This window comes from Paraburkholderia eburnea (assembly GCF_002917095.1).
Taxonomy (GTDB): Bacteria; Pseudomonadota; Gammaproteobacteria; order Burkholderiales; family Burkholderiaceae; genus Paraburkholderia; species Paraburkholderia eburnea.
Genome location: NZ_PQGA01000003.1, coordinates 56,823 through 79,058 on the forward strand (window position 1 = coordinate 56,823; position 22,236 = coordinate 79,058).

Annotated in this window: 18 protein-coding genes; 10 read left to right on the plus strand and 8 right to left on the minus strand. The window is 66.6% G+C overall.

The window, feature by feature from the left end; genetic code table 11:
* Nucleotides 1–113: 113 nt before the first annotated feature.
* Both B0G62_RS08310 and B0G62_RS08315 read right to left on the minus strand, forming a co-directional pair.
* Nucleotides 114–1,727: an NAD(P)H-hydrate dehydratase gene (locus tag B0G62_RS08310; protein WP_103703719.1), complete on the minus strand. Its 1,614-nt coding sequence runs from the start codon at nt 1,725–1,727 to the stop codon at nt 114–116.
* Between the two features lie 96 nt (nt 1,728–1,823).
* Entirely contained in the window at nt 1,824–3,119 is a 1,296-nt protein-coding gene (locus tag B0G62_RS08315) for an FAD-dependent oxidoreductase (protein WP_103703720.1), read from the minus strand.
* A 472-nt stretch (nt 3,120–3,591) separates the two neighbouring features.
* Between B0G62_RS08315 and purL the strand changes: the two genes are divergently transcribed.
* Nucleotides 3,592–7,668 (plus strand): phosphoribosylformylglycinamidine synthase, encoded by a 4,077-nt coding sequence (gene purL, locus B0G62_RS08320; RefSeq protein ID WP_103703721.1) that lies wholly within the window; start codon nt 3,592–3,594, stop codon nt 7,666–7,668.
* Between the two features lie 222 nt (nt 7,669–7,890).
* Here purL and B0G62_RS08325 read toward each other — a convergent pair whose 3' ends face one another.
* The 5 genes from B0G62_RS08325 to B0G62_RS08345 form a co-directional block, all read right to left on the minus strand.
* On the minus strand, nt 7,891–8,673 hold the full coding sequence (locus B0G62_RS08325; protein WP_103703722.1) for a peptidylprolyl isomerase: 783 nt from the start codon (nt 8,671–8,673) through the stop codon (nt 7,891–7,893).
* A 43-nt stretch (nt 8,674–8,716) separates the two neighbouring features.
* Nucleotides 8,717–9,040, minus strand: a complete 324-nt coding sequence (locus tag B0G62_RS08330) for a BolA family protein (RefSeq protein ID WP_103703723.1) — start codon at nt 9,038–9,040, stop codon at nt 8,717–8,719.
* Nucleotides 9,037–9,570: a septation protein A gene (locus B0G62_RS08335; RefSeq protein ID WP_103703724.1), complete on the minus strand. Its 534-nt coding sequence runs from the start codon at nt 9,568–9,570 to the stop codon at nt 9,037–9,039. Before B0G62_RS08335 ends, B0G62_RS08330 begins: the two co-directional genes overlap by 4 nt.
* 91 nt (nt 9,571–9,661) lie before the next feature.
* Nucleotides 9,662–10,081 (minus strand): peptide-methionine (R)-S-oxide reductase MsrB, encoded by a 420-nt coding sequence (gene msrB / locus B0G62_RS08340; protein ID WP_103703725.1) that lies wholly within the window; start codon nt 10,079–10,081, stop codon nt 9,662–9,664.
* Between the two features lie 67 nt (nt 10,082–10,148).
* Nucleotides 10,149–11,699 carry a protein adenylyltransferase SelO gene (locus tag B0G62_RS08345; protein WP_103703726.1) on the minus strand — a complete coding sequence of 517 codons (1,551 nt, stop codon included), beginning with the start codon at nt 11,697–11,699 and terminating at the stop codon, nt 10,149–10,151.
* Nucleotides 11,700–11,932: 233 nt separating this feature from the next.
* Between B0G62_RS08345 and B0G62_RS08350 the strand changes: the two genes are divergently transcribed.
* The 4 genes from B0G62_RS08350 to B0G62_RS08365 all read left to right on the plus strand — a co-directional run bounded on the left by B0G62_RS08350 (nt 11,933) and on the right by B0G62_RS08365 (nt 17,928).
* Nucleotides 11,933–13,684, plus strand: coding sequence for a 3-(methylthio)propionyl-CoA ligase (locus B0G62_RS08350; RefSeq protein WP_103703727.1), 1,752 nt, complete (start codon nt 11,933–11,935; stop codon nt 13,682–13,684).
* A gap of 216 nt (nt 13,685–13,900) precedes the next feature.
* Nucleotides 13,901–15,997 carry a 3-hydroxyacyl-CoA dehydrogenase NAD-binding domain-containing protein gene (locus B0G62_RS08355; RefSeq protein ID WP_103703728.1) on the plus strand — a complete coding sequence of 699 codons (2,097 nt, stop codon included), beginning with the start codon at nt 13,901–13,903 and terminating at the stop codon, nt 15,995–15,997.
* Nucleotides 15,998–16,025: 28 nt separating this feature from the next.
* Nucleotides 16,026–16,661, plus strand: a complete 636-nt coding sequence (gene pncA, locus B0G62_RS08360) for a bifunctional nicotinamidase/pyrazinamidase (RefSeq protein WP_103703729.1) — start codon at nt 16,026–16,028, stop codon at nt 16,659–16,661.
* 88 nt (nt 16,662–16,749) lie between these two features.
* Nucleotides 16,750–17,928, plus strand: coding sequence for an acetyl-CoA C-acyltransferase (locus B0G62_RS08365; RefSeq protein ID WP_103703730.1), 1,179 nt, complete (start codon nt 16,750–16,752; stop codon nt 17,926–17,928).
* A gap of 56 nt (nt 17,929–17,984) precedes the next feature.
* Here B0G62_RS08365 and B0G62_RS08370 read toward each other — a convergent pair whose 3' ends face one another.
* Nucleotides 17,985–18,281, minus strand: a complete 297-nt coding sequence (locus B0G62_RS08370) for a hypothetical protein (protein WP_146055219.1) — start codon at nt 18,279–18,281, stop codon at nt 17,985–17,987.
* 95 nt (nt 18,282–18,376) lie between these two features.
* On the opposite strand from B0G62_RS08370, the gene B0G62_RS08375 reads away from it, so the two are divergent.
* From B0G62_RS08375 to B0G62_RS08395, 5 genes are all read left to right on the plus strand, one after another.
* On the plus strand, nt 18,377–18,679 hold the full coding sequence (locus tag B0G62_RS08375; protein ID WP_103703732.1) for a Dabb family protein: 303 nt from the start codon (nt 18,377–18,379) through the stop codon (nt 18,677–18,679).
* 20 nt (nt 18,680–18,699) lie between these two features.
* Nucleotides 18,700–19,182: a PaaI family thioesterase gene (locus B0G62_RS08380; RefSeq protein WP_103704096.1), complete on the plus strand. Its 483-nt coding sequence runs from the start codon at nt 18,700–18,702 to the stop codon at nt 19,180–19,182.
* Nucleotides 19,183–19,251: 69 nt separating this feature from the next.
* Nucleotides 19,252–20,250 carry an NADP-dependent oxidoreductase gene (locus tag B0G62_RS08385; protein ID WP_103703733.1) on the plus strand — a complete coding sequence of 333 codons (999 nt, stop codon included), beginning with the start codon at nt 19,252–19,254 and terminating at the stop codon, nt 20,248–20,250.
* A 99-nt stretch (nt 20,251–20,349) separates the two neighbouring features.
* A complete protein-coding gene (locus B0G62_RS08390) occupies nt 20,350–21,234 on the plus strand; it encodes an SDR family oxidoreductase (RefSeq protein ID WP_103703734.1) in 885 nt (294 codons plus the stop codon).
* Between the two features lie 27 nt (nt 21,235–21,261).
* A complete protein-coding gene (locus tag B0G62_RS08395) occupies nt 21,262–22,233 on the plus strand; it encodes an alpha/beta hydrolase (RefSeq protein WP_103703735.1) in 972 nt (323 codons plus the stop codon).
* Nucleotides 22,234–22,236 lie beyond the last annotated feature (3 nt).

A 22,236-nucleotide genomic window follows, 5' to 3' on the forward strand; every position in this document is an offset into this window, starting at 1 on the left:
AGATCAGTATAGCGGGCCTGGGCGAGGCTGCGCACCGGGCCGGCTTTGCTAACGGAAAAGCTAGGACGTTAGCAAACGCCTTGACGTGATTTCTCCCAATATGTGGCCAGGCCTCAATCTTTGGCAGGGTAAAAAATCCGGTTGATCAGGCGGCGCACCATCGGCGCGAGTTCGCCTGCGGCGAGCCCGGCGGGACCGTCGCCTTGCGCCACGAGTGCATCGGCGGCGAGGCCGTGCAGATAGACGCCAGCCAGCGCGGCCTCGAAGGGCGGCAGACGCTGCGCGAGCAGCGCGCCGATCAAGCCGCCGAGCACGTCGCCAGTGCCACCCGTTGCGAGCGCTGCGTTGCCCGTCGGGTTGATCGCGAGACGCCCGTCCGGTGCGGCGATTACGGTGCCGCTGCCCTTGAGCACCACGACCGCCTCGTAATGCGAGGCGAGCGCGCGCGCGGACGCCAGCCGGTCGCGCTGTACCTCGGCCGTATCGGTGCCCAGCAGGCGTGCGGCTTCGAGCGGATGCGGGGTCAGCACGCACGGCGCGCCGCGCGTGCGGGCGTGTTCGCTGACGTGCGCGGCAAGCGCGTCGTCGCGGGCGACGAGGTTGAGCGCGTCGGCGTCGAGCAGCACGGCGGCGTCAAGGCGCAGGATGCGCTCGACCAGTTGCCGCGCCGATGCGCTGCCGCCCATGCCGCAACCCGCCGCAACGGCGCTCATCGCGTCGAGCGAGAGCTTCGCGGCGTGGTGCAGCATCAGTTCGGGATGCGGCGCGTCATAGGGCGGCGCGTCGTTGCCGAGAAAGCCGACGTTCACCTTGCCCGCGCCCGCGAGCAGCGCCGCGCGCGCGGCGAGAACCGGCGCGCCGCACATGCCGGTATCGCCGCCGATGACCGCGAGCGTGCCGAAGCTGCCCTTGTGGGTCGCGAAGTCGCGCGCGGGCATGGACGGGCCGAATAGCGCCGTTGAGTTCAGCAGCGCGATTCCCGGGCTTTGAAAGGCGACCGGGGTTTCAATGCCTGGCGTTTCAATCCCCTGAGTTTCAATCCCGATGGGCGCCACGCTCACCACGCCCGCATAATCGCGCCCCGCGCCCGTATAGAGCCCGGGTTTCGCGGCGATGAAACTGACCGTATGGCTGGCGCGCACGGCCGGCCCGCCGCCGACCACGTTGCCCGTGTCGCTGTCGAGACCGCTTGGCACGTCGAGCGCGAGCACATGGCCGCTGGCGCGCGTGCGTGCCGACAGGCGTTCGGCCAGCCCGCCAAACTCCCCGTCGAGCGCACGCGCCAGGCCAATGCCGAACAGCCCGTCGACGAGCCAGCCGTAACCGTCGAATGAGGCAGGCGGCGTCCGCGTGATCGGCACGCCCGCCGCGCGGGCTTCGGCGAGCGCCCAGCGCGCGTCGTCGGGTTTCACTTCGACCGGCATGCAGACTTCGCAGTCGATGCCCGCCCGCTTGAGCGCGGCGGCGGCCACCAGTGCATCGCCGCCGTTATTGCCGGGGCCGGCGGCGAACCATACGGGCCTGGCGCTGGCCGCAGACGGCGCGTGCAAGATCTGTTCGCGCAGGAAGTGCGCGGCGGCGGCGCCCGCGCGCGCCATCAGCGTATGGGCAGGCAGCGCCGCCTGAGCGGCGTGTTCGCGCTCGCGCAGTTGCGCGACGGTGAGCAACGCCACGGCGCGGTCATGCGGATTGACGAGGGTGGGGTGAGAAGGCGTGGCGTCTGTCATGGCGGCAAAAGCAGGCTAAAAGTCGACACTGCAACGATACCCGAGCGACGCCGGCTCGGGTCCGCAATGAGACGCAGGGCGTCCAGGCCGCGGCGTTTAGCTGCGTGCCGGCGCGAGCGCCTCGATGGTGTCGGCGGGCAAGTCCGGCGCGGTGCCGGACACCTGGGCGGCAATCAGGCGCGCCGAGCCGAGCGCGAGCGCCCAGCCCGCCGGGCCGTGGCCCGCATTGACGTACAGGCGCGGATGGCCGGTGTTGCCCACGGCCGGCAGGCCGTCCGCGGAGAGCAGTTTCATGCCTTCCCAGGCGAGCGCGGCCGAAATGCGCGCGGCGCCCGGCGCCCAGTCGCGCGAGGCTTCGCCGAGCAGGGCGAGCGCCTCTTCGGTGAGCGCTTCGGGCAAGGCTTGCTCAAGCTGTTTCGTGCGCTGCAGGACCGCGCCGCCCGCAATGCGCAGACGGTGATTCGTGCGCGTGACGACGATGCGCCGCGCCGCATCGACGAGCGTTGTATTCGGCACGCATTCCTCGTGCGCGACCGGCGCGTTGAGCGTATGCACGCGCACCGGATAGACCGGCAGCTTGAGGCCGAGCGGCGCGAGCAGCTTCGGCGTCTGTGCGCCCGCCGCGACCACTACGGCATCGGCGGAGATGACCTCGACGTCGCGACGCTTGCCTGCTTCGTCGGGACGCGGCGCGAGTTCGACGGCGGCGCGCTGGTTCTCGACGCGGATCGCGCTCACCGTGCGCCCGGTCTCGAACTGCACGCCGCCGAGCGTGTCCAGCGTCTGCTTGAGCTGTTTGACGAACAGCGGGCAGTTGGCGATGCGCGCCTGATCGAAGCGCACCGCGCCCGCAAACGGCGGATCGGCGGGAATGGTGTGTTCGGCGGCCACGCATTCGTGGGGCGTCAGCACGTGATGCGGCGTTTCGAAGCGGCGCAGCAGTTCCAGCGCGGCCTGGTTGAGCGACCATTCATCGTTGCCGCGCACGAGATAGAGGAGGCCTTCGCGCTGCTCGTATTCAAGCTGGAAACGGCCTTCGACATCGTCGAGCGCCGCCTGGGCCGACTCGATCAGCGGACGCAGCAGCGCATAGCGTGCCGCGAACGCCTCGGAGCCGTGCAGCGAGGCGAGGCGCTTGACGAACGCACGCGCCTGGCCCGTGACGCCGGTCTTGCAGATCACGCCGCCCGAAGAATGCCGGCCGTTGCGCAGGAAGGTGGGGCCGAACCAGACGTCGAGCGGCGTCGGCAGCACGACTCCGCTGTGACCGTAGCTCGCGCCTTGCGCGACGGTGGCGTGGCGCTCGACCACGCAGACGCGATGGCCCGCCGCGCGCAGCTGGTAGGCGGTGGCGACGCCGGCAATTCCGCCGCCAATGACGATGACATCCATGATGATTCGATCTGCAGGCAGGCGGCGCGCCGTTGGCCGTCGTTGACCAGACGCCCTGCCGAAGAGGGTGAGACGTGCGGCGCACGCTTAGCGCTGCGCCGATCGGGTGAAACGCGCAATCATAGCAGCCATTCGGGCGTCGTCGCCATGCGCGTGGCACGGGCGGTTTGCGCTCAGACTGGCTTCAGGGCTGTCAGTTAATCGCGAAAAATCACGAAACAATCGCGAAAAACGGTGCAATGAAGCGTCGATGGTGGCTGCGTCGGTTTTCCGTATCACGAAAAGGCGCACGGACGTGCTTCGCGCGGTGTCGTCAAACCGCCGCCAGGGCGGCCGGAGAGGGGCTTCCGGGTTATAATCGCGGTCTCCCTTCGCCTGACCGTCGCCACAGCCCCGCGCGACGCATCGCCACCTTGCGACGCTACCGCGCGAGGCGAAGCCGCGATGTAACCTCGACGCAACGCCCCAGTCCATGGCCCACTTCTCGTGTTTCCCCGGTGCTTCGGCCCTTTCCGACTTCCGTCAGACCCGCCTGCTCGACACGCTCCAGCGTATCGACGCCAATATCGTCGGCGTGCATGGTCAGTATCTGCACTTCGTCAACTCGGCCACGCCGCTTAGCGCTGACGACAGCGCGAAGATCGAAGCGCTGATGCACTACGGCGCACCGTTCGCCGCTCCGCAGGAGCGCGGCAGCGCGGTGACGTTCCTCGTGGTGCCGCGCTTCGGCACGGTGTCGCCGTGGGCCTCCAAGGCCACCGACATCGCGCATCACTGCGGTCTCGATCAGGTGCGCCGCATCGAGCGCGGCGTCGAATACACGGTGATCCTCAAGAGCGGCCTGCTCGGCGGTAAGAAAACGCTGTCGGACGACGCACGCGCACAGGTTGCCGCCGCGCTGCACGACCGCATGACCGAGAGCGTGGCGCCGTCGCGCGACGCGGCGATGCATCTGTTCGACGAATTGCCGGCGCGCCCGATGCAGACGGTGGACGTGCTCGGCCACGGCCGCGCGGCGCTGGAGACGGCCAACGGCGAACTGGGCCTCGCGCTCGCCGACGACGAAATCGATTATCTGGTCGAGAACTTCACGAAGCTCGGCCGCAACCCGACCGACGTCGAACTGATGATGTTCGCGCAGGCCAACAGCGAGCACTGCCGCCACAAGATCTTCAACGCGAGCTGGACGATCGACGGTCAGGACCAGGACCTGTCGCTCTTCGCGATGATCCGCAACACCGAAAAGATCAGCCCGCAAGGCACCATCGTCGCGTATTCGGACAACTCGTCGATCATGGAAGGCGCGGTCGCGGAGCGCTGGTTCCCGCGCAAGACGGGCGCGGACGGCACGCCGGGCGAGCAGTATGGCCGCCACACCGAACTCACGCACACGCTGATGAAGGTGGAGACGCACAACCACCCGACCGCGATCTCGCCGTTCGCGGGCGCGGCCACGGGCTCGGGCGGCGAAATCCGCGACGAAGGCGCAACGGGTCGCGGCGCGCGTCCGAAGGCCGGCCTCACGGGCTTCACGGTCTCGAACCTCGATCTGCCCGAGGCGCGCGAAACGTGGGAAAACGCCCGCGACGCCGCCGTGCCGCTCGCGCATCGCAATCCCGCCGACGCGCATGGCACGTATGGCCGTCCGGACCGCATCGCCTCGCCGCTGCAGATCATGATCGACGGGCCGCTGGGCGGCGCCGCGTTCAACAACGAATTCGGCCGTCCGAATCTCGGCGGCTACTTCCGCGTCTACGAACAGAATGTCGCGGGCACCGTGCGCGGCTACCACAAGCCGATCATGATCGCCGGCGGTCTCGGCAACATCAGCGACCAGCACACCCACAAGCACGACCTGCCCGCAGGGTCGCTGCTGATCCAGATCGGCGGCCCCGGCATGCGTATCGGCATGGGCGGCGGCGCGGCCAGCTCGATGGCGACCGGCACCAACACCGCCGAACTCGACTTCGACTCGGTCCAGCGCGGCAACCCGGAAATCGAGCGTCGTGCGCAGGAAGTCATCAATTCGTGCTGGCAACTGGGCGAAGGCAATCCGATCCTGAGCATTCATGACGTAGGCGCGGGCGGTCTGTCGAACGCCTTCCCGGAACTCGTCGACGGCGCCGACAAGGGCGCGCGCTTCGAGCTGCGCAAGGTTCAGCTCGAAGAATCGGGTCTTTCGCCGCGCGAAATCTGGTCGAACGAATCGCAGGAGCGCTACGTTCTGGCGATCGCACCGGCTGACCTGCCCGCATTCGAAGCGATCTGCGCGCGCGAGCGCTGCCCGTTCGCAGTCGTGGGCGTCGCCACCGAAGAGCGCGAACTCAAGCTGATCGACACCGACGAGAAGGCGCTCGCCGCCAACGGTGGCCACCAGCCCGTCGACATGCCGATGGACATCCTGCTCGGCAAGCCGCCGCGCATGCACCGCACGGTCGAGCACGCGAGCACGCCGCTCGTGCCGGTCGATGTGACGGGCATCGCGCTCGACGAAGTCGCGAAGAGCGTGCTGCGTCACCCGACGGTCGGCAGCAAGTCCTTCCTCATCACCATCGGCGACCGCTCGGTGGGCGGCATGAACGTGCGCGACCAGATGGTCGGCCCGTGGCAGGTGCCGGTCGCCGATTGCGCGATCACCGCACTCGACTACGCCGGCTTCAAGGGCGAAGCAATGACGATGGCCGAGCGCACGCCGCTCGCCGTCATCAACGCGCCCGCATCGGGCCGCATGGCCGTGGGCGAGGCGATCACCAACATCGCGAGCGCCCCCATCGCTTCGCTCGACAAGCTCAAGCTTTCCGCGAACTGGATGGCCGCGTGCGGCGCGCCGGGCGAAGACGCCGCGCTCTACGACACGGTGAAGGCGATCGGCATGGAACTGTGCCCGGCGCTGGGCATCGGCATTCCGGTGGGCAAGGATTCGCTCTCGATGCGCACGAAGTGGAACGAAGAGGGCGTCGCCAAGGAAGTGGTCGCGCCGGTTTCGCTCATCATTTCCGCGTTCGCGCCGGTCGAGGACGTGCGCCGTCACCTCACGCCGCAACTGCGCCGCATCGACGAAGCGGGCGAATCGGTGCTGATTTCGATCGACCTCGGCCGTGGCAAGAACCGCATGGGCGGCTCGATCTTCGCGCAGGTCACGCAGCAGGTCGGCGACGACGCGCCCGACGTCGATAGCGCCGAAGACCTCAAGCAGTTCTTCAACGCGATCCAGAAGCTCAACGCCAACGAGCAGGTGCTGGCGTACCACGACCGCTCGGACGGCGGCCTGTGGGCGACGGTCTGCGAAATGGCCTTCGCGGGCCACACCGGCGTGTCGCTGAACGTGGACATGCTCACGCTCGACGGCGAGCACGGCACGGACTTCGGCGACGCCAAGGACTGGGCGAAGCAGACCAGCGGCCGCCGCGACGACCGTACGCTGCGCGCGCTGTTCTCGGAGGAACTGGGCGCCGTGATCCAGGTGCCCGCAACGCAGCGCGACGCCGTGATGGCCGTGCTGCGCGAGCACAACCTGTCGGTCTGCTCGAACGTGATCGGCACGCTCAACAACCGCGACTCGATCGAAATCTACCGCGACGCCAAGCGCATCTATGAAGCGCCGCGCGCCGAACTGCAGCGCGTGTGGAGCGAAGTGAGCTGGCGTATCGCGCGTCTGCGCGACAACCCCGCCTGCGCCGACGCCGAATACGACGCGCTGCTCGACGCCTCCGATCCGGGCATGCAGCCGCAGCTCACGTTCGACGCGGCCGAGGACATCGCCGCGCCGTTCATCGGCCGTGGCGCCCGTCCGCGCGTGGCGATCCTGCGCGAGCAGGGCGTGAACTCGCACCTCGAAACCGCGTATGCGTTCGACCGCGCCGGCTTCGACGCGCACGACGTGCACATGAGCGACCTGCTGGAAGGCCGCGCCACGCTCGCCGATTTCGCGGGCGCGGTGGCCTGCGGTGGCTTCTCGTACGGCGACGTGCTGGGCGCGGGCGAAGGCTGGGCCAAGACGATCCGCTTCAACGCAAAGCTCGCGGACATGTTCGCGGCGTTCTTCGCGCGTCAGGACACCTTTGCGCTCGGTATCTGCAATGGCTGCCAGATGCTGTCGAGCCTCGCCTCGATGATCCCGGGCGCCGAAGCCTGGCCGAAGTTCACGCGCAACAAGTCGGAGCAGTTCGAAGCGCGCTTCTCGCTCGCCGAGGTGCAAAGCTCGCCGTCGATCTTCTTTGCCGGCATGGAAGGCTCGCGCATTCCGGTCGCGGTCGCGCACGGCGAAGGTTTCGCGGACTTCTCGCAGCAGGGCGACATTTCGAAGGTGGCGGTGGCGATGCGCTATGTCGATCACCGTGGCCAGGCGACCGAAGGCTATCCGTTCAACCCGAACGGCTCGCCGCAAGGCATCACCTCCGTGACCACCGCCGACGGCCGCTTCACCGTGCTGATGCCGCACATGGAGCGTGTGCACCGCACCGTGACGATGAGCTGGCACCCCGAAGGCTGGGGCGAAGCAAGCCCGTGGCTGCGCGCGTTCCAGAACGCACGCAAGTGGGTGGGTTAAGGCCTTGGGTCGCTTAGCCGCCTGATGGCGGCTTGATGGCGGCTTCCCGCCGCACCCCGGAAAAACCCCGGTCATGCCCGCTACGGCGGCTGTGACCGGGGTTTTTCTTTTCCGTGCGGCGTATAAGCCGACCTGCTACGCGTCGAAGCCGCGCGGAAAGCAAAAAAACCCGCGCCTGTACAGGTCGCGGGGTTTTTTGCACGGTGAAACCGCAGTGCGGCTTTACTGGATCTTCGCTTGCGCGCGCAATTGCTTTTCGAACGCGAGCAGCTTTTCCTGCTGAAGCTGCTGGACGATCTGCGGGCGCACCTGTTCGAGCGGCGGCGGGGCGATCGCGCGGATGTCGTCGACGCGGATGATGTGCCAGCCGAACTGCGTGTGCACCGGCGTATCGGTGATCTGGCCTTTCTGCAGCGACGTCGCGGCAGCGGCGAATTCCGGCACGTAAGCCTTCGGGTCCGACCAGTCGAGGTCGCCGCCGTTCTTCGCCGAACCCGGGTCCTTCGAGTACTGCTTCGCGAGGTCTTCGAAGCTTGCGCCGGCCTTGATCTTCGCGATCAGGTCCTTGGCCTGCTGCTCGTCGGCGACGAGGATGTGGTGCAGGTGATATTCCTTGCCGCCGCCCGCGCCCTGCGTAACCTTGTCGTACATCGCCTTGACTTCGGCGTCGCTCGGCTGGTTGTTCTTGAGGAAGTCCTCGATCCACGCGTGCAGGATGACCTGCTGCTGCGCCATCGCCAGTTGTGCCTTCACGTCCGGACGATTCGGAATGCCCAGGCGCGCCGCTTCCTGCATCAGCACTTCGCGGTTGATCAGTTCCTCACGCACGGCCTTTTGCAGGTCCGGCGTGTCTTGCTGGCCCTGGGCCACGACCTGGGCGACGAGCGCGTTGGCGCGCGACGTCGGGATCGGCGTGCCGTTCACGACGGCGACATTCTGCGCAAAGGCGGGAGCCGCCGCGCACGCAGCCAGCAACACCCAGAGACGGGTTTTCTTCAAGGTCATCGAAAAATCCTGATAGGGCGAATCAAAGGACAAATAAGGCAAATCAAAGCGGGGCTTGACGGGGCAGCGCTGCGGCTTCTTCGGGCGTGAGCGCCGTGATCGCAAGGGCGTGAATGCCGCGCTGCATGGCCTCGGCCAGCGCATCATACACCAAGCGATGCCTTGCCACGCGGGCTTTCCCCATGAATGCGGCCGCAACGATCGTGACATGAAAATGACCGCCCGCGGACGCGCCGGCGTGGCCCGCGTGCAGCGCGCTGTCGTCGCGCACGACGATCGATTCGACCGGCGCGAGCGCCTCGGTCAGGCGCGTTTCGATCAGCGCGAGGCGCTCGGCGGGGCTGGCGTTGAGGAACACGTCGCTCATTCTTCTTCCTTCATGTGACGCGACAGCCAGAGGCTCTGGCCGACGATGAACACGACGAGGATGCCGGTCGCGCCAAAGAGCTTGAAGTCGACCCACGCGTCCGTGGAAAAATGGAAGGCAACGAACAGATTAAGCATGCCGAGCAGCGCGAAGAAGATCGACCAGACGAAGTTCAACTGTGTCCAGACGCGGTGCGGCAGGGCGATCTGCTTGCCCATCATCGCTTCGATGAGGTTCTTGCCGAACGCCACCTGCGAGACCAGCAGCACGACCGAGAAGGCCCAGTAGAGCACGGTGGGCTTCCACTTGATGAAGGTTTCGTCGTGCAGGATCAGCGTGGCGCCGCCGAATACGACGACGATGCCCAGCGACAGCCACAGCATCGGATCGACCTTGCGGTGCCGGAACGCCACCCAGGCGATCTGCACGAGCGTGGCGACGATGGCCACGGTCGTGGCCGTGTAGATGCCCCATATCTTGAAGGCGACGAAGAACAGGATGATCGGGAACAGATCAAACAGAAATTTCATTATCGGCCTGGAGTCCGCAAAAAGAGCCGCAAAAAGGGGCGCGACATCGGGAAAACACGCGCCCCGCATGGAGGGCGCGTGCCTGCCCGCGTCACTTGGGCTCGAATTGTAACGCAGCCGAATTGATGCAATATCGAAGGCCCGTCGGAGCCGGACCGTCTTCGAATACGTGGCCCAGATGCGCGCCGCAGTTCTTGCAGCGCACTTCGATGCGCAACATGCCGTGCGTGCGGTCCGTGCGCTCCTCGATCACCTCGCCGTCGATCGGGCGGAAGTAGCTCGGCCAGCCGCAGCCGGCGTCGAATTTCGTGTCCGATTCGAACAGCGGCGTGCCGCAGCAGACGCAGTCGTAAATGCCGCGTTCGTTGTGGTCCCAGTACTTGCCGGTGAATGGGCGCTCGGTGGCCGCGTGACGCGTGACCTGGTATTGCGTCGGATCGAGCTTCGCGCGCCATTCGGCGTCGCTCTTGTGGCCGGGGTAGGCGTCGGAGTTATGGTCGTCCTGGCTCATGTCGGGGTTCCTGTGGGTTGCTGTCAGGGGAAGATTGCGTAGATGGGGGCGCGCTCACGAAGCGCAACTAGGACGAACAGCTGACTTCCAGCGAGCTTGCCCACTCGGGCGGCAGCGCCGCGTAGGCTGCGTTTTCCGGCTGCTCGTCGAAGGGGCGCCTGAGCACGCTGGCGAGCCGTTCGACTTCGCTGAAATCCTTTTGCGCCGCGCGCTCGATCGCTGTCTGGGCCAGGTGGTTGCGCAGCACGAACTTCGGATTCACGCGGTTCATCGCGCTGGCGCGCGCCGCGTCGTCGCGCGTTTCGTGGGCGAGGCGCGCGCGGTAGTCGGCGGCCCAGGCGTCGAAGGCCGGGCGGTCGAGGAACAGGTCGCGCACGGTCGTGTCGCCTTGCGCGTCCAGCTTCGTGACGCGGGCCAGATTGCGGAACGTCAGCGTGAAGTCGGCGCGGTTGGCGTTCATGATTTCGAACAGACGGTTCGCGAGCTGATCGTCGCCGTCGCGCGCGTGCTCAAGCCCGAGCTTCGCACGCATACGGGCTTCGAGCGCGGGCGCGAAATGCGACTTGAAGCGCTCCAGCACGCCTTGCGCGTCGGCCACGCAGCGCTCGCCGCGCGCTTTCTCGTCGGCGATATCGTAGTGCGCGCCAAACAGCGGCAACAGCGCCTGCGCAAGACAAAAGAGATTCCAGTAGCCGATCTGCGGCTGCATGCGGTAAGCGTAGCGGCCCTGCGAATCCGAATGATTGCAGATGTGGTTCGCGTCGAAGCCGTCGATGAAGCCGAACGGGCCGTAGTCGATCGTGAGGCCCAGGATCGACATGTTGTCGGTGTTCATTACGCCGTGGCAGAAGCCCACGGCCTGCCAGTCGACCATCAGCGCCGCCGTGCTGCGCACCGCTTCGTCGAGCAGCGCGAGGTACGGGTCGTCGGCTTCACGCAGATGCGGATAGAAGCGGCCGATCACGTGATCGGCGAGCTGGCGCAGCGCCTCGACGTTGTCGTTCGAATAGAAGTGCTCGAAGTGGCCGAAGCGCACGAAACTCGGCGACACGCGCGTGACGACCGCCGCCGTTTCCAGTTCCTCGCGGCGCACCGGCTGGTCGGAGCCGGTCACGGCGAGCGCGCGCGTCGTCGGGATGCCGAGGTGATGCATCGCCTCCGAGCAAAGGAATTCGCGGATCGACGAGCGCAGCACCGCGCGGCCATCGCCCATGCGCGAATAGGGCGTGCGGCCCGCGCCCTTGAGCTGCACCTCGAAGCGCCGGCCGCCATGCTCGACCTCGCCGAGCATCAGCGCGCGGCCGTCGCCGAGCTGTCCGGCCCACACGCCGAACTGATGCCCCGAATACACCGTCGCGTAGGACATTGCCGATGGCGAGCGCTCGCGCGTGAAGTTGCCGCTGAAGAGCGCCGCGAACGCCGGATCGCGCACGGCAGCAGCGTCGAGGCCGAGCAGCGCCGCCGTTTCAGGCGAATAACCGACCACATAAGGCGCGGGCAGCGGCGCGCCCGGCAGCCGCGTGTAAAAGGTCGCGCCGAGCGCGGCAAAGCTGTCGTCGCGCGGCGCGGTGAGCGCGCGCTCGAAGTCGGCGAGCGGGCCGCTGGCCGGCAGGTTCATGGCGGTCTGGGTCACTTGGGAGTCGCTGGGAGAGGAATTCGGGCCTGGTGAAAACGACATGTTGAGCGCCTGTTGAATAGCCGATATTGTAAGTCCGCGCCCGCTGGCGTGCAGGACGCCGCCGCGGGTCATGTCAGACAGCCTGGAACCTGAGACCTCGCTGCACATAAGCTGTACACAACACCAACGAGCTTTCCAGACATCCGAGATCCGAGTCGAGGAGACCGCCGACCATGACCGCGCCGACCGCACCGTTGCTGGGCCAGATGATGGACGTGCCGCTGCTGGTGTCGTCGCTGATTGCGCATGCGGCGCGCCATCACGGCAGCGCCCAGATCGTCTCGCGGCGCATCGAGGGCGATATCCATCGCTACACGTATCGCGAATGCGAGGCGCGCTCGAAGCAACTCGCGCAGGCGCTGATCGCGCTGGGCGTCGAGCCTGGCGAGCGCGTGGCGACGCTGGCCTGGAACGGCTATCGGCACATGGAGGCGTATTTCGGCGTGACGGGATTCGGCGCGGTGTGCCACACCGTCAATCCGCGGCTCTTTCCCGAACAGATCGCCTGGATCGTCAATCACGCCGACGATCGCTACGTCCTCTTCGATACGACCTTCGCCGCGCTGGTCGACGCGCTCGCGCCGCAATGTCCGCGGGTGCGCGGCTGGATCGCGCTGTGCGACGAAGCGCATCGGCCCGCCATGCGCACGCCGGTGCTCTGCTACGAAACCTTGCTTGCGGTGCAGGACGGCGTTTTCGACTGGCCGCTGCTCGACGAGCGCAGCGCCTCGAACCTCTGCTACACCTCCGGCACCACGGGCAACCCCAAGGGCGCGCTGTACACGCATCGCTCGTCGGTGCTGCATGCGTATGCGGCCTCCTTGCCCGATTCGATCGCTTTGTCCGCGCGCGACGCCTTGCTGCCCGTCGTGCCGATGTTCCACGTCAACGCCTGGGGCATTCCGCACGCCGCGCCGCTCAACGGCACCAAACTCGTGCTGCCGGGCAAGGATCTCGACGGCCAGTCGCTCTACGAGCTGATGGAAGCCGAAGGCGTGACCTGTTCCGCCGGCGTGCCGACCGTATGGCTCGGCCTGCTCACCTATATGCGCGAGGCGGGCGTGAAGTTCTCGACGCTCAACCGCACGGTGATCGGCGGCTCGGCGTGTCCGCCCGCGATGCTGCGCACCTATGAGGACGACTACGGCGTGCAGGTGATCCACGCGTGGGGCATGACGGAGATGTCGCCGCTTGGCACGCTCGCGAAGCTCAACTGGGAGCAGGCGCAAAGGCCGCTGGCAGAGCAGCGCGCACTGCTCGAAAAGCAGGGCCGCGTGATCTTTGGCGTGGATATGAAGATCGTCGGCGACGATGGGCGCGAACTGCCGTGGGATGGCGTGGCGTTCGGCGATCTGCACGTGCGCGGGCCGTGGGTCATCGACCGCTACTACCGCCAGGAGGCGGGCACCCCGCTGATCGACGGCTGGTTTCCGACCGGCGACGTCGCCACCATCGATCCAGACGGCTTCCTGCACATCACCGACCGCAGCAAGGACGTGATCAAGTCGGGCGGCGAGTGGATCAGCTCGATCGACCTCGAAAACATCGCGGTCGCGCATCCGGCGATCGCGGAAGCCGCCTGCATCGCCTGCGCGCACCCGCGCTGGACCGAACGCCCGCTGATCGTCGCGGTGAAAAAGCCGGGCGCCCAGGTGAGCCGCGAGGAACTGCTCGCCTTCTTCGACGGCAAGGTCGTGAAGTGGTGGCTGCCCGACGATGTGGTGTTCGTCGACGAACTGCCGCACACGGCCACCGGCAAGCTGCAAAAACTCAAGCTGCGCGAGCGGTTTCGCGACCACGTCCTGCCGACGGCGCTCGCGGCGGCAGAGCAGTGCCCGATGGAGCCGCTCGATCTGCGCACGAACGATAGGGACGAGGGCGCAGGCGCTGCCGATCACGTCAAATCCGCCGCCTTGCGAGACTGAACCCGCGACTGAACGAGCTTGACCTCTTTTCTCCGGCGCAGCCTTCGGGCTGCGTTTTTTTTGCCCTTTTTCGGTGCTTGGTACAAACCCTGGCGCCTCGCAGACCGAAAAAAATGGAACGAGCGTACTTTTTTCGGTATTCTGCCTGCTGACCGGGAATGTCGGACAATGAAGCCGGCGACGCACAACGCGGCCCGCAAGCATGGAGGCAGGCAAATGGTAGTGGACAACGCGGCAGTGAACTACACGACTCGCGACGGCGTCGCCGTCATCACGCTCAACAATCCGCCCGTCAACGGCCTGGGTCTCTCGACCCGCACCGGCATCGTCGAGGGCCTCGCGCGCGCCAACAGCGATCCGGCGGTGACGGCCATCGTCATCACGGGCGCGGGCAAAGCCTTCTCGGGCGGCGCCGACATCACCGAATTCAACACGCCCAAAGCGACCCAGGAGCCCACGCTCCATACCGTCATCAAGGAAGTCGAAAAGAGCGCGAAACCCGTCGTGGCCGCGATCCACAGCGTCGCGATGGGCGGCGGACTGGAACTGGCGCTCGGCGCGCACTACCGTGTGGCCGCACCGGGCGCGCAGATCGCGCTGCCCGAGGTCAAGCTCGGCATCCTGCCGGGCGCGGGCGGCACGCAGCGTCTGCCGCGCGCAATCGGCCTCGAAGCCGCGCTCAACATGATCGTCAGCGGCGCGCCCGTGCTGTCGGAAAAGCTCGCGAAGTCGGGCCTCTTCGACGCGATGATCGAAGGCGATCTGCTTTCCGAGGCCGTCGCCTTCGCCCGCAAGGCCGCCGACAAACCCGGCCCGCATCCGCTCGTGCGCAACCGCAAGATCGAGCATCCGAACGCCGAAGGCTTCCTGCAGTTCTCGCGCAACACCGTGGGCGCGATGTCGAAGAACTATCCGGCGCCCGTGAAATGCGTCGATGCGATCGCCGCGGGCGTGAAGCAGGGTTTCGACAAGGGCCTGGCCTTCGAGCGCGAATGCTTCATCGAACTCGTGCAGACGCCGGAATCGCACGCGCTGCGCCACGCGTTCTTCGGCGAGCGCGCCGCGAGCAAGATTCCCGATGTGCCGTCTTCCACGCCCACGCGCGATATCCAGAAGGTCGCGGTGATCGGCGCGGGCACGATGGGCGGCGGCATCACGATGAACTTCCTGAACGCGGGCCTGCCGGTCACGCTGCTGGAAACGAAGCAGGAAGCGCTCGATCGCGGCATCGCGACGATCCGCAAGAACTACGAAGCGCAGGTCAAGAAGGGCAAGCTCACGCAGGAGAAGGCGGAAGCACGCATGGCGCTGATCAGCCCGACGCTGTCCTACGACGACCTCAAGCAGGCCGACCTCATCATCGAAGCCGTGTTCGAAGAACTCGGCGTGAAGGAGCAGGTGTTCAAGCGCCTCGATGAAGTGGCGAAGCAAGGCGCGATTCTCGCCTCGAACACCTCGACGCTCGATGTCGACAAGATCGCGGCCTTCACGAAGCGTCCGCAGGACGTGGTCGGTCTGCACTTCTTCAGCCCCGCCAACGTGATGAAGCTGCTCGAAGTCGTGCGCGGCAAGGACACGGCCAAGGACGTGCTCGCCACGGTCATGCAGGTCGCGAAGAAGATCCGCAAGACGGCGGTGGTGTCGGGCGTGTGCGACGGCTTCATCGGCAACCGCATGATCGAACAGTACGTGCGCCAGGGGCTCTACATACTCGAAGAAGGCGCGCTGCCCGCTCAGGTCGATCGCGCGGCCGAAAAATTCGGTTTCGCGATGGGTCCGTTCCGCATGGGCGACCTCGCGGGCAACGACATCGGCTGGGCGATCCGCAAGCGCCGCTATCAGGAAAAGCCGGACCTCAAGTATTCGAAGATCGCCGATCGTCTGTGCGAAGCGGGCCGTTTCGGCCAGAAGACGGGCGCGGGCTGGTACGACTACAAGGCCGGCGAGCGCAACGCGCTGCCCTCGAAGCTCGTGGACGACATGATCGTCGCGTATTCGAAGGAAGCCGGCGTCGAGCGCCGCAAGATCAGCGATGAGGAAATCGTCGAACGCCTGGTGTTCGCGCTCGTCAACGAAGGCGCGAAGATCCTCGAAGAAGGCATCGCGTCGAAGGCCTCGGACGTCGACATGGTCTATCTGACGGGCTACGGCTTCCCGCTGTGGCGCGGCGGCCCGATGCTCTACGCGGACACGGTCGGCCTCTACAACGTGGCGCGCTCGATCCGCCGTTACGCCGCGCAACCGAACGGCGACGCATGGGAGATCGCCGCCTCGCTGGCCGAGAAAGCCGAAAAAGGCGGCACGTTCAATTGAGTCACTGAGTTCATTCCGGACGGACATCATGAGAAGCGCAGACGACGTGCTCCTGTTGATCGACCTGCAATACGACTTCATGCCGGGCGGGGCGCTGGCCGTCGCGCACGGCGATGAAGTCGTGCCGGTCGCCAACCGGCTCGCGCAGGGCTTCCGGCATGTGGTACTCACGCAGGACTGGCACCCGGCGGAGCACGTGTCGTTTGCGGCCAATCACGCCGGGCGCGAACCCTTCGAGACCCTCGCGCTCCCGTATGGCGAGCAGGTGCTGTGGCCGACGCATTGTGTGCAGGGCACGCAAGGCGCGGCGCTGCATCGCGATCTCGACGTGCCGCATGCGCGTGCATTGATCCGCAAGGGCCATCACGCCGATGTCGACAGCTACTCCGCGTTTCTCGAAGCCGACCGCAGGACGCCCACGGGCCTCGCGGGCTATCTGCGCGAGACCGGCGCGAAGCGCGTCTACTGCTGCGGGCTCGCGACCGACTATTGCGTCGCGTGGTCCGCGCTCGATGCGCGCGCCGCCGGTTTCGAGACCGTGCTGATCGAAGACGCCTCGCGCGCCATCGATCTGAACGGCTCGCTGGCGCGCGCGTGGGAGCAGTTGCAGGCTGCGGGCGTGAAGCGCGCGCAGTCGGCCGACGTGCTCGCGGGCCGCGTCTGAAGAGCGACGCGAACAGCGACTCGATAAGCAACTTGATGAACGTCCAACGCCACTATTCGCAGCATCCATAATTTTGCTGGAGACACGCATGACTGACGCCGTAATCGTTTCGACCGCCCGCACGGGCCTCGCCAAATCGTGGAAGGGCGCCTTCAACATGACGCATGGCGCCACGCTCGGCGGCCATGTCACGCAGGCCGCCGTCGAGCGCGCAAAGATCGACCCCGCGCGCGTCGAGGACGTGATCATGGGTTGCGCGAACCCCGAAGGCGCCACGGGCGCCAATATCGCGCGCCAGATCGCGCTGCGCGCGGGTCTGCCGGTTTCGGTGCCGGGGATGACCGTGAACCGCTTCTGTTCGTCGGGACTGCAAACCATTGCGCTGGCCGCGCAACGCGTGATCGCCGGTGAAGGCGACGTGTTCGTGGCAGGCGGCGTGGAATCGATCTCGTGCGTGCAGAACGAGATGAACCGCCACATGGTGGCCGAAGGCTGGCTCAACCAGCACAAGCCGGAAATCTACTGGAGCATGCTGCAGACGGCCGAAACCGTCGCGAAGCGCTACGAGATTTCGAAGGAGCGCCAGGACGAATACGGCGTGCAGTCGCAACTGCGCGCGGCGGCGGCGCAGGCCGCGGGCCTCTTCAACGACGAAATCGTGCCGATCACGGTGCTTGCCGGCGTCGGCGACAAGGCCACGGGCCAGCTCGTCACGAAGGAAGTCACGATTGCCGCCGACGAAGGCATTCGCGGCGACACCACGCTCGAAGGCGTGTCGAAGATCCGCACGGCGCTGCCGGGCGGCGTCATCACGGCCGGCAACGCGAGCCAGTTCTCGGACGGCGCAAGCGCCTGCGTGGTGATGAACGCCAAGGTCGCGGAGCGCGAAGGCCTCCAGCCGCTCGGCATCTTCCGCGGCTTCGCGGTGGCCGGTTGCGAGCCGGACGAAATGGGCATCGGCCCCGTTTTCGCGGTGCCGAAGCTCCTCAAGCAGGCGGGCCTCAAGGTCGAGGACATCGATCTGTGGGAGCTGAACGAGGCCTTCGCCGTGCAGGTGCTCTACTGCCGCGACAAGCTGGGCATTCCCGCCGATCGCCTCAACGTGAACGGCGGCGCGATCGCGGTCGGTCACCCGTATGGCGTGTCGGGCGCGCGTCTCACGGGCCACGCGCTGATCGAAGGCAAGCGCCGTGGCGCGAAACTCGTGGTCGTTACGATGTGTATCGGCGGCGGGCAGGGCGCGGCGGGGCTGTTCGAAGTCGTGTAAGGCGCGGGTAGAGGCGCGGCGGGCAGCAGAACGCACGCGCCTTGTTTGTGCGTCGCTCACGGCACAGCACAGCCGATGTGCTCCTGGGCGACGTATTGTTTGTCTTCTTGCCGATAGAGCGTCTGCATGGGCGAAAGCGGGTTGAGCGCCACATCCCGATACCTGATCAGCCGTTTTCCCTCAACGCTCGCGCCGGGTATGCGCTTGGGCTGGATGGCGGCCGAGCGCTGACATTCGCGTATTCGTGTCTGAACGAACCGGTTTCGCGGGCCGTGCTCGCCGGGGTGCAGGGCATTGGCGCGATGGCGCACCGCCCGGTTCACGATCCAGCGGCGCGCGGCCGCTGAAAGCACGGCCCTCGCATCGCACGGCACACGGTTATCATGACGGCAGTTTCGCGCCTGGCGGCGCGGCACTTTCGTTCAAGACAGACAGAAAAGGTGATTACGTGATTCGTCATATCGTGATGTGGAAGCTCAAGGAATCGGCCGAGGGTGCAACGCGCGCCGAGAATCTCGCGACGTTCCGCACGCTGCTCGAAGGCTGCCGCGATCTGGTGCCGGGCACGCTGCATCTCGAAGTGGGCCTCGCGGGCGAGGGTCTCGATTCGACTTACGACCTCGTGCTCGTGTCCGATTTCGCCGATAAGGCCGCGCTCGACGCCTATCAGGTTCACCCCGAGCACCAGAAGGTGAAGGACTTCGCCAAACGCGTGGTCGAAACGCGTCAGTGTGTCGATTACGTTGCGTGATTGAAGCCATGACCGTCGATATGAAGCAAGACGCAAAGCAGGAAAACCAGCAACCGACGATCGAAAGCCCCTTCGTCGATGAGCTCGGTGCGCGGCTCGTGAGCGCACGCGATGGCGCAAGCGAGGTGCTGTTGCCGCTCGCGCCGCGTCACATGAATACGTGGCAGGTGGTGCACGGCGGCGTGACCATGACGCTCGCCGATATCGCGCTGGCGATGGCCGCGCGCAGCGTGGCCGCCGACGGCGTGGGTGTCGTCACCGTCGAAATGAAGGTGAACTTCATGCAGCCCGGCCGCGGCGAGTTGCGCGCGTATGGCCGCGTGCTGCACCGCTCGACCACGATGGCCTATTGCGAAGGCGAAATCCGCGACAGCGAAGGCCATTTCGTCGCCAAGGCGCTCGGCACTTTCAAGTACATGCGGCGTCTCGCCGTGGGCCGCGATGTGGTGCGTCAGCGCCTGCGCAGCGACCCGGACGCGACGCCCGGTCCCAGCGACGGCTGAGCTTTTGCGCTCGCCGTTTTCTATCCGCGCGGCGCGAGCCGCGCTTTCATGAAGTCAATCCCGAACGCCATGACCCAGACCAATCGCCAGATCCTGCTCGCGTCGCGCCCTGAAGGCGTCGCCAGCGTCGATAACTTCCGTCTCGTCGAAACGCCGCTCGCGCCGCTCGCACAGGGTCAGGTGCGCGTGCGCAATCACTGGCTTTCGCTCGACCCGTATATGCGCGGCCGCATGAACGACAGCAAGTCGTACGCGACGCCGCAGGCGCTCGATTCGGTGATGATCGGCGGCACTTCGGGCGAGGTGGTCGAATCGCTCAACCCGAAGTTCAAGGTCGGCGACAAGGTGGTCGGCATGGCGGGCTGGCAGGAATTCAGCACGTCCGATGGCAACGATCTGCATGTCGTCGATACGACGCATGTGCCGCTCTCCGCGTACCTCGGCCCGGTCGGCATGCCCGGCGTGACGGCATGGTATGGCCTGAACCGCATCATTGCGCCGAAGGCGGGCCAGACCGTCGTGGTCAGCGCGGCCAGCGGCGCGGTCGGCAGCGTGGTCGGCCAGCTTGCGAAGCGTGCGGGCTGCCGCGCCGTGGGCATCGCGGGCGGCGCGGACAAGTGCCGCTATGTGGTGGAGGAACTGGGCTTCGACGCCTGCGTCGACTACAAGGCCGGCAATCTCTATCAGGACCTCAAGGCCGTGACGCCGGACGGCGTGGACGGCTACTTCGAGAACGTGGGCGGCGCGGTGCTCGACGCCACGCTCGCGCGCATGAACGCGTTCGGGCGCATCGCGCTGTGCGGCATGATCGCGGGCTACGACGGCGAGCCGGTGCCGCTCAAGTATCCGCAACTGCTGCTCACGCAGCGCCTGCTCGTGCAGGGCTTCATCGTGTCCGAGCACATGGACGTGTGGCCGCAGGCGCTGACGGAACTCGGCGGGCTGGTCGCGCAGAAGAAGCTCGTCTACCGCGAAACGGTGGCAGAAGGGCTGGAAAACGCGCCTGGCGCGTTCCTCGGCATGCTCAAGGGGCAGAACTTCGGCAAGCAGCTCGTCAAGCTGATCTGACATAGCAGGCACGGACAGGCCGGCTCGATATGCCGGCCAGTTTTTTTTCGACGCACGGAAATATCCTTGCAGTCCTAACGAATCATAGAGGAGACGCTTGTGTCCGATCCGTTCCAGTTCGAAGGCCGCGTGGCCGTCATCACCGGCGCCGCCAGCGGCTTTGGCCGCGCGTTCGCGCAGCAGGCCGCCGCGCTCGGCATGAAGCTCGTGCTCGCCGATGTCGATGCCGACGCGCTCGAAGGCGTCGTCGCGGCGATGCGCGATCAAGGCGCGCAGGCAATCGGCGTGCGCACCGATGTGCGCGACCCGGCGCAGGTGGACGCGCTCGCGAAGGCCACGCTCGACACCTATGGCCGTGTTCATCTGCTCTTCAACAATGCGGGCGTGGGCACGGGCGGCTTCGTGTGGGAAAGCAGCGCGAAGGATTGGGACTGGGTGTTCGGCGTCAACGTGATGGGCGTCGCCAACGGCGTGCGCAGCTTCACGCCCGCGATGCTCGCGCAGGGCGAGCGCGCGCACATCGTCAATACGGCGTCGGTGGCGGGGCTGCTCGCGCCGTCCGCGATGGCCGTCTACAACGCGTCGAAACACGCGGTCGTGGCGCTCACCGAGACGCTCTATCACGACCTGAAGAACGTCGGCGCCCAGGTGAGTTGCTCGCTGCTGTGCCCGGCGTTCGTGCCGACCGGCATCGCCAACGCCGAGCGCAGCCGTCCCGACGATCTGCGTAACGACGCGCCGCCCACGCGCTCCCAGCAGGCCGCCGATCTGCAATTGCAGCGCGCCGTGCGCTCGGGCCGCCTCACGCCCGAGGACGTGGCGAAGGCCACCTTCGACGCCGTGCGCGACGGCCGCTTTTATATCCTCACGCATCCGGGCATACTCGCGTCGGTCAAGCTGCGTCACGAGGACATCGAGACGCTGCGCAATCCCACCGATCCGCTCTCGCTCAAGCCCGAAGTCAAGGAGGCGCGCGCGCAGTAGCGCTCAGACTGGAGGCATCGAACGCCCATGCCGCTCAACGCGAAGATCGCACTCGTACTCGACATGGTGGCCCGCGCGGGCCGCAAGCCGTACCACGAACTCACGCCGCAGGCGGCGCGCGCGTCGTATGAGAAGAGCGCATCGGTGCTGGAGATTCCGGCCGCGCCGATGCATTCGGTTGAAGACATTGCGGTGCCGGTGCGCGACGGCGCGTCGATTCGCGCGCGGCTGTATCTGCCGGTCGAGCCGCAGTGGTCGCAGCCGCTGCCCGCGCTGATCTATTTTCATGGCGGCGGCTTCACGGTGGGCAGCGTCGACACACATGACGCGCTGTGCCGCATGTTCGCGCACGACGCGCGCTGCGCGGTGCTGTCGGTCGATTACCGGCTGGCGCCCGAGCACAAGTTCCCGACCGCCGTGCACGATGCCTTCGACGCTTTTGCGTGGCTGCACGCCCATGCGGCGCGGTTCGGCATCCATCCGGCGCGCCTCGCGGTGGGGGGCGACAGCGCGGGCGGCACGCTGGCAACGGTGTGCGCCGTGATGGCGCGCGACGCAGGCATCGCGCCCGTGCTGCAACTGCTGATCTATCCGGGCACGGGCAGTCATCAGCAGACGGATTCGCACCGACGTCTCTCTAGCGGTTATCTGCTGGAAGCGCCCACGGTCCAATGGTTTTTCAATCACTACGTGCGCGACGTTTCCGATCGCCAAGACTGGCGTTTTTCACCGCTCGACGGCACGCAGGGCACGGATGGCACGCCCGATTTTCATGGCTTGGCGCCCGCGTGGATCGCCGTGGCGGAGTTCGATCCGCTCGTCGATGAAGGCGTGGCGTACGCGGAAAAGCTGCGCGCGGCGGGTAACGCCGTCACGCTCGTGCGCTACGAGGGGATGATTCACGAGTTCTTCAAGTTCGGCACTTTCGTCGAGGAAGCGCGGCGCGCTCACGCGCAGGCCGCGCAGGCACTGCGCGAGGCGTTCGATTCGGCGAAGTGAGTT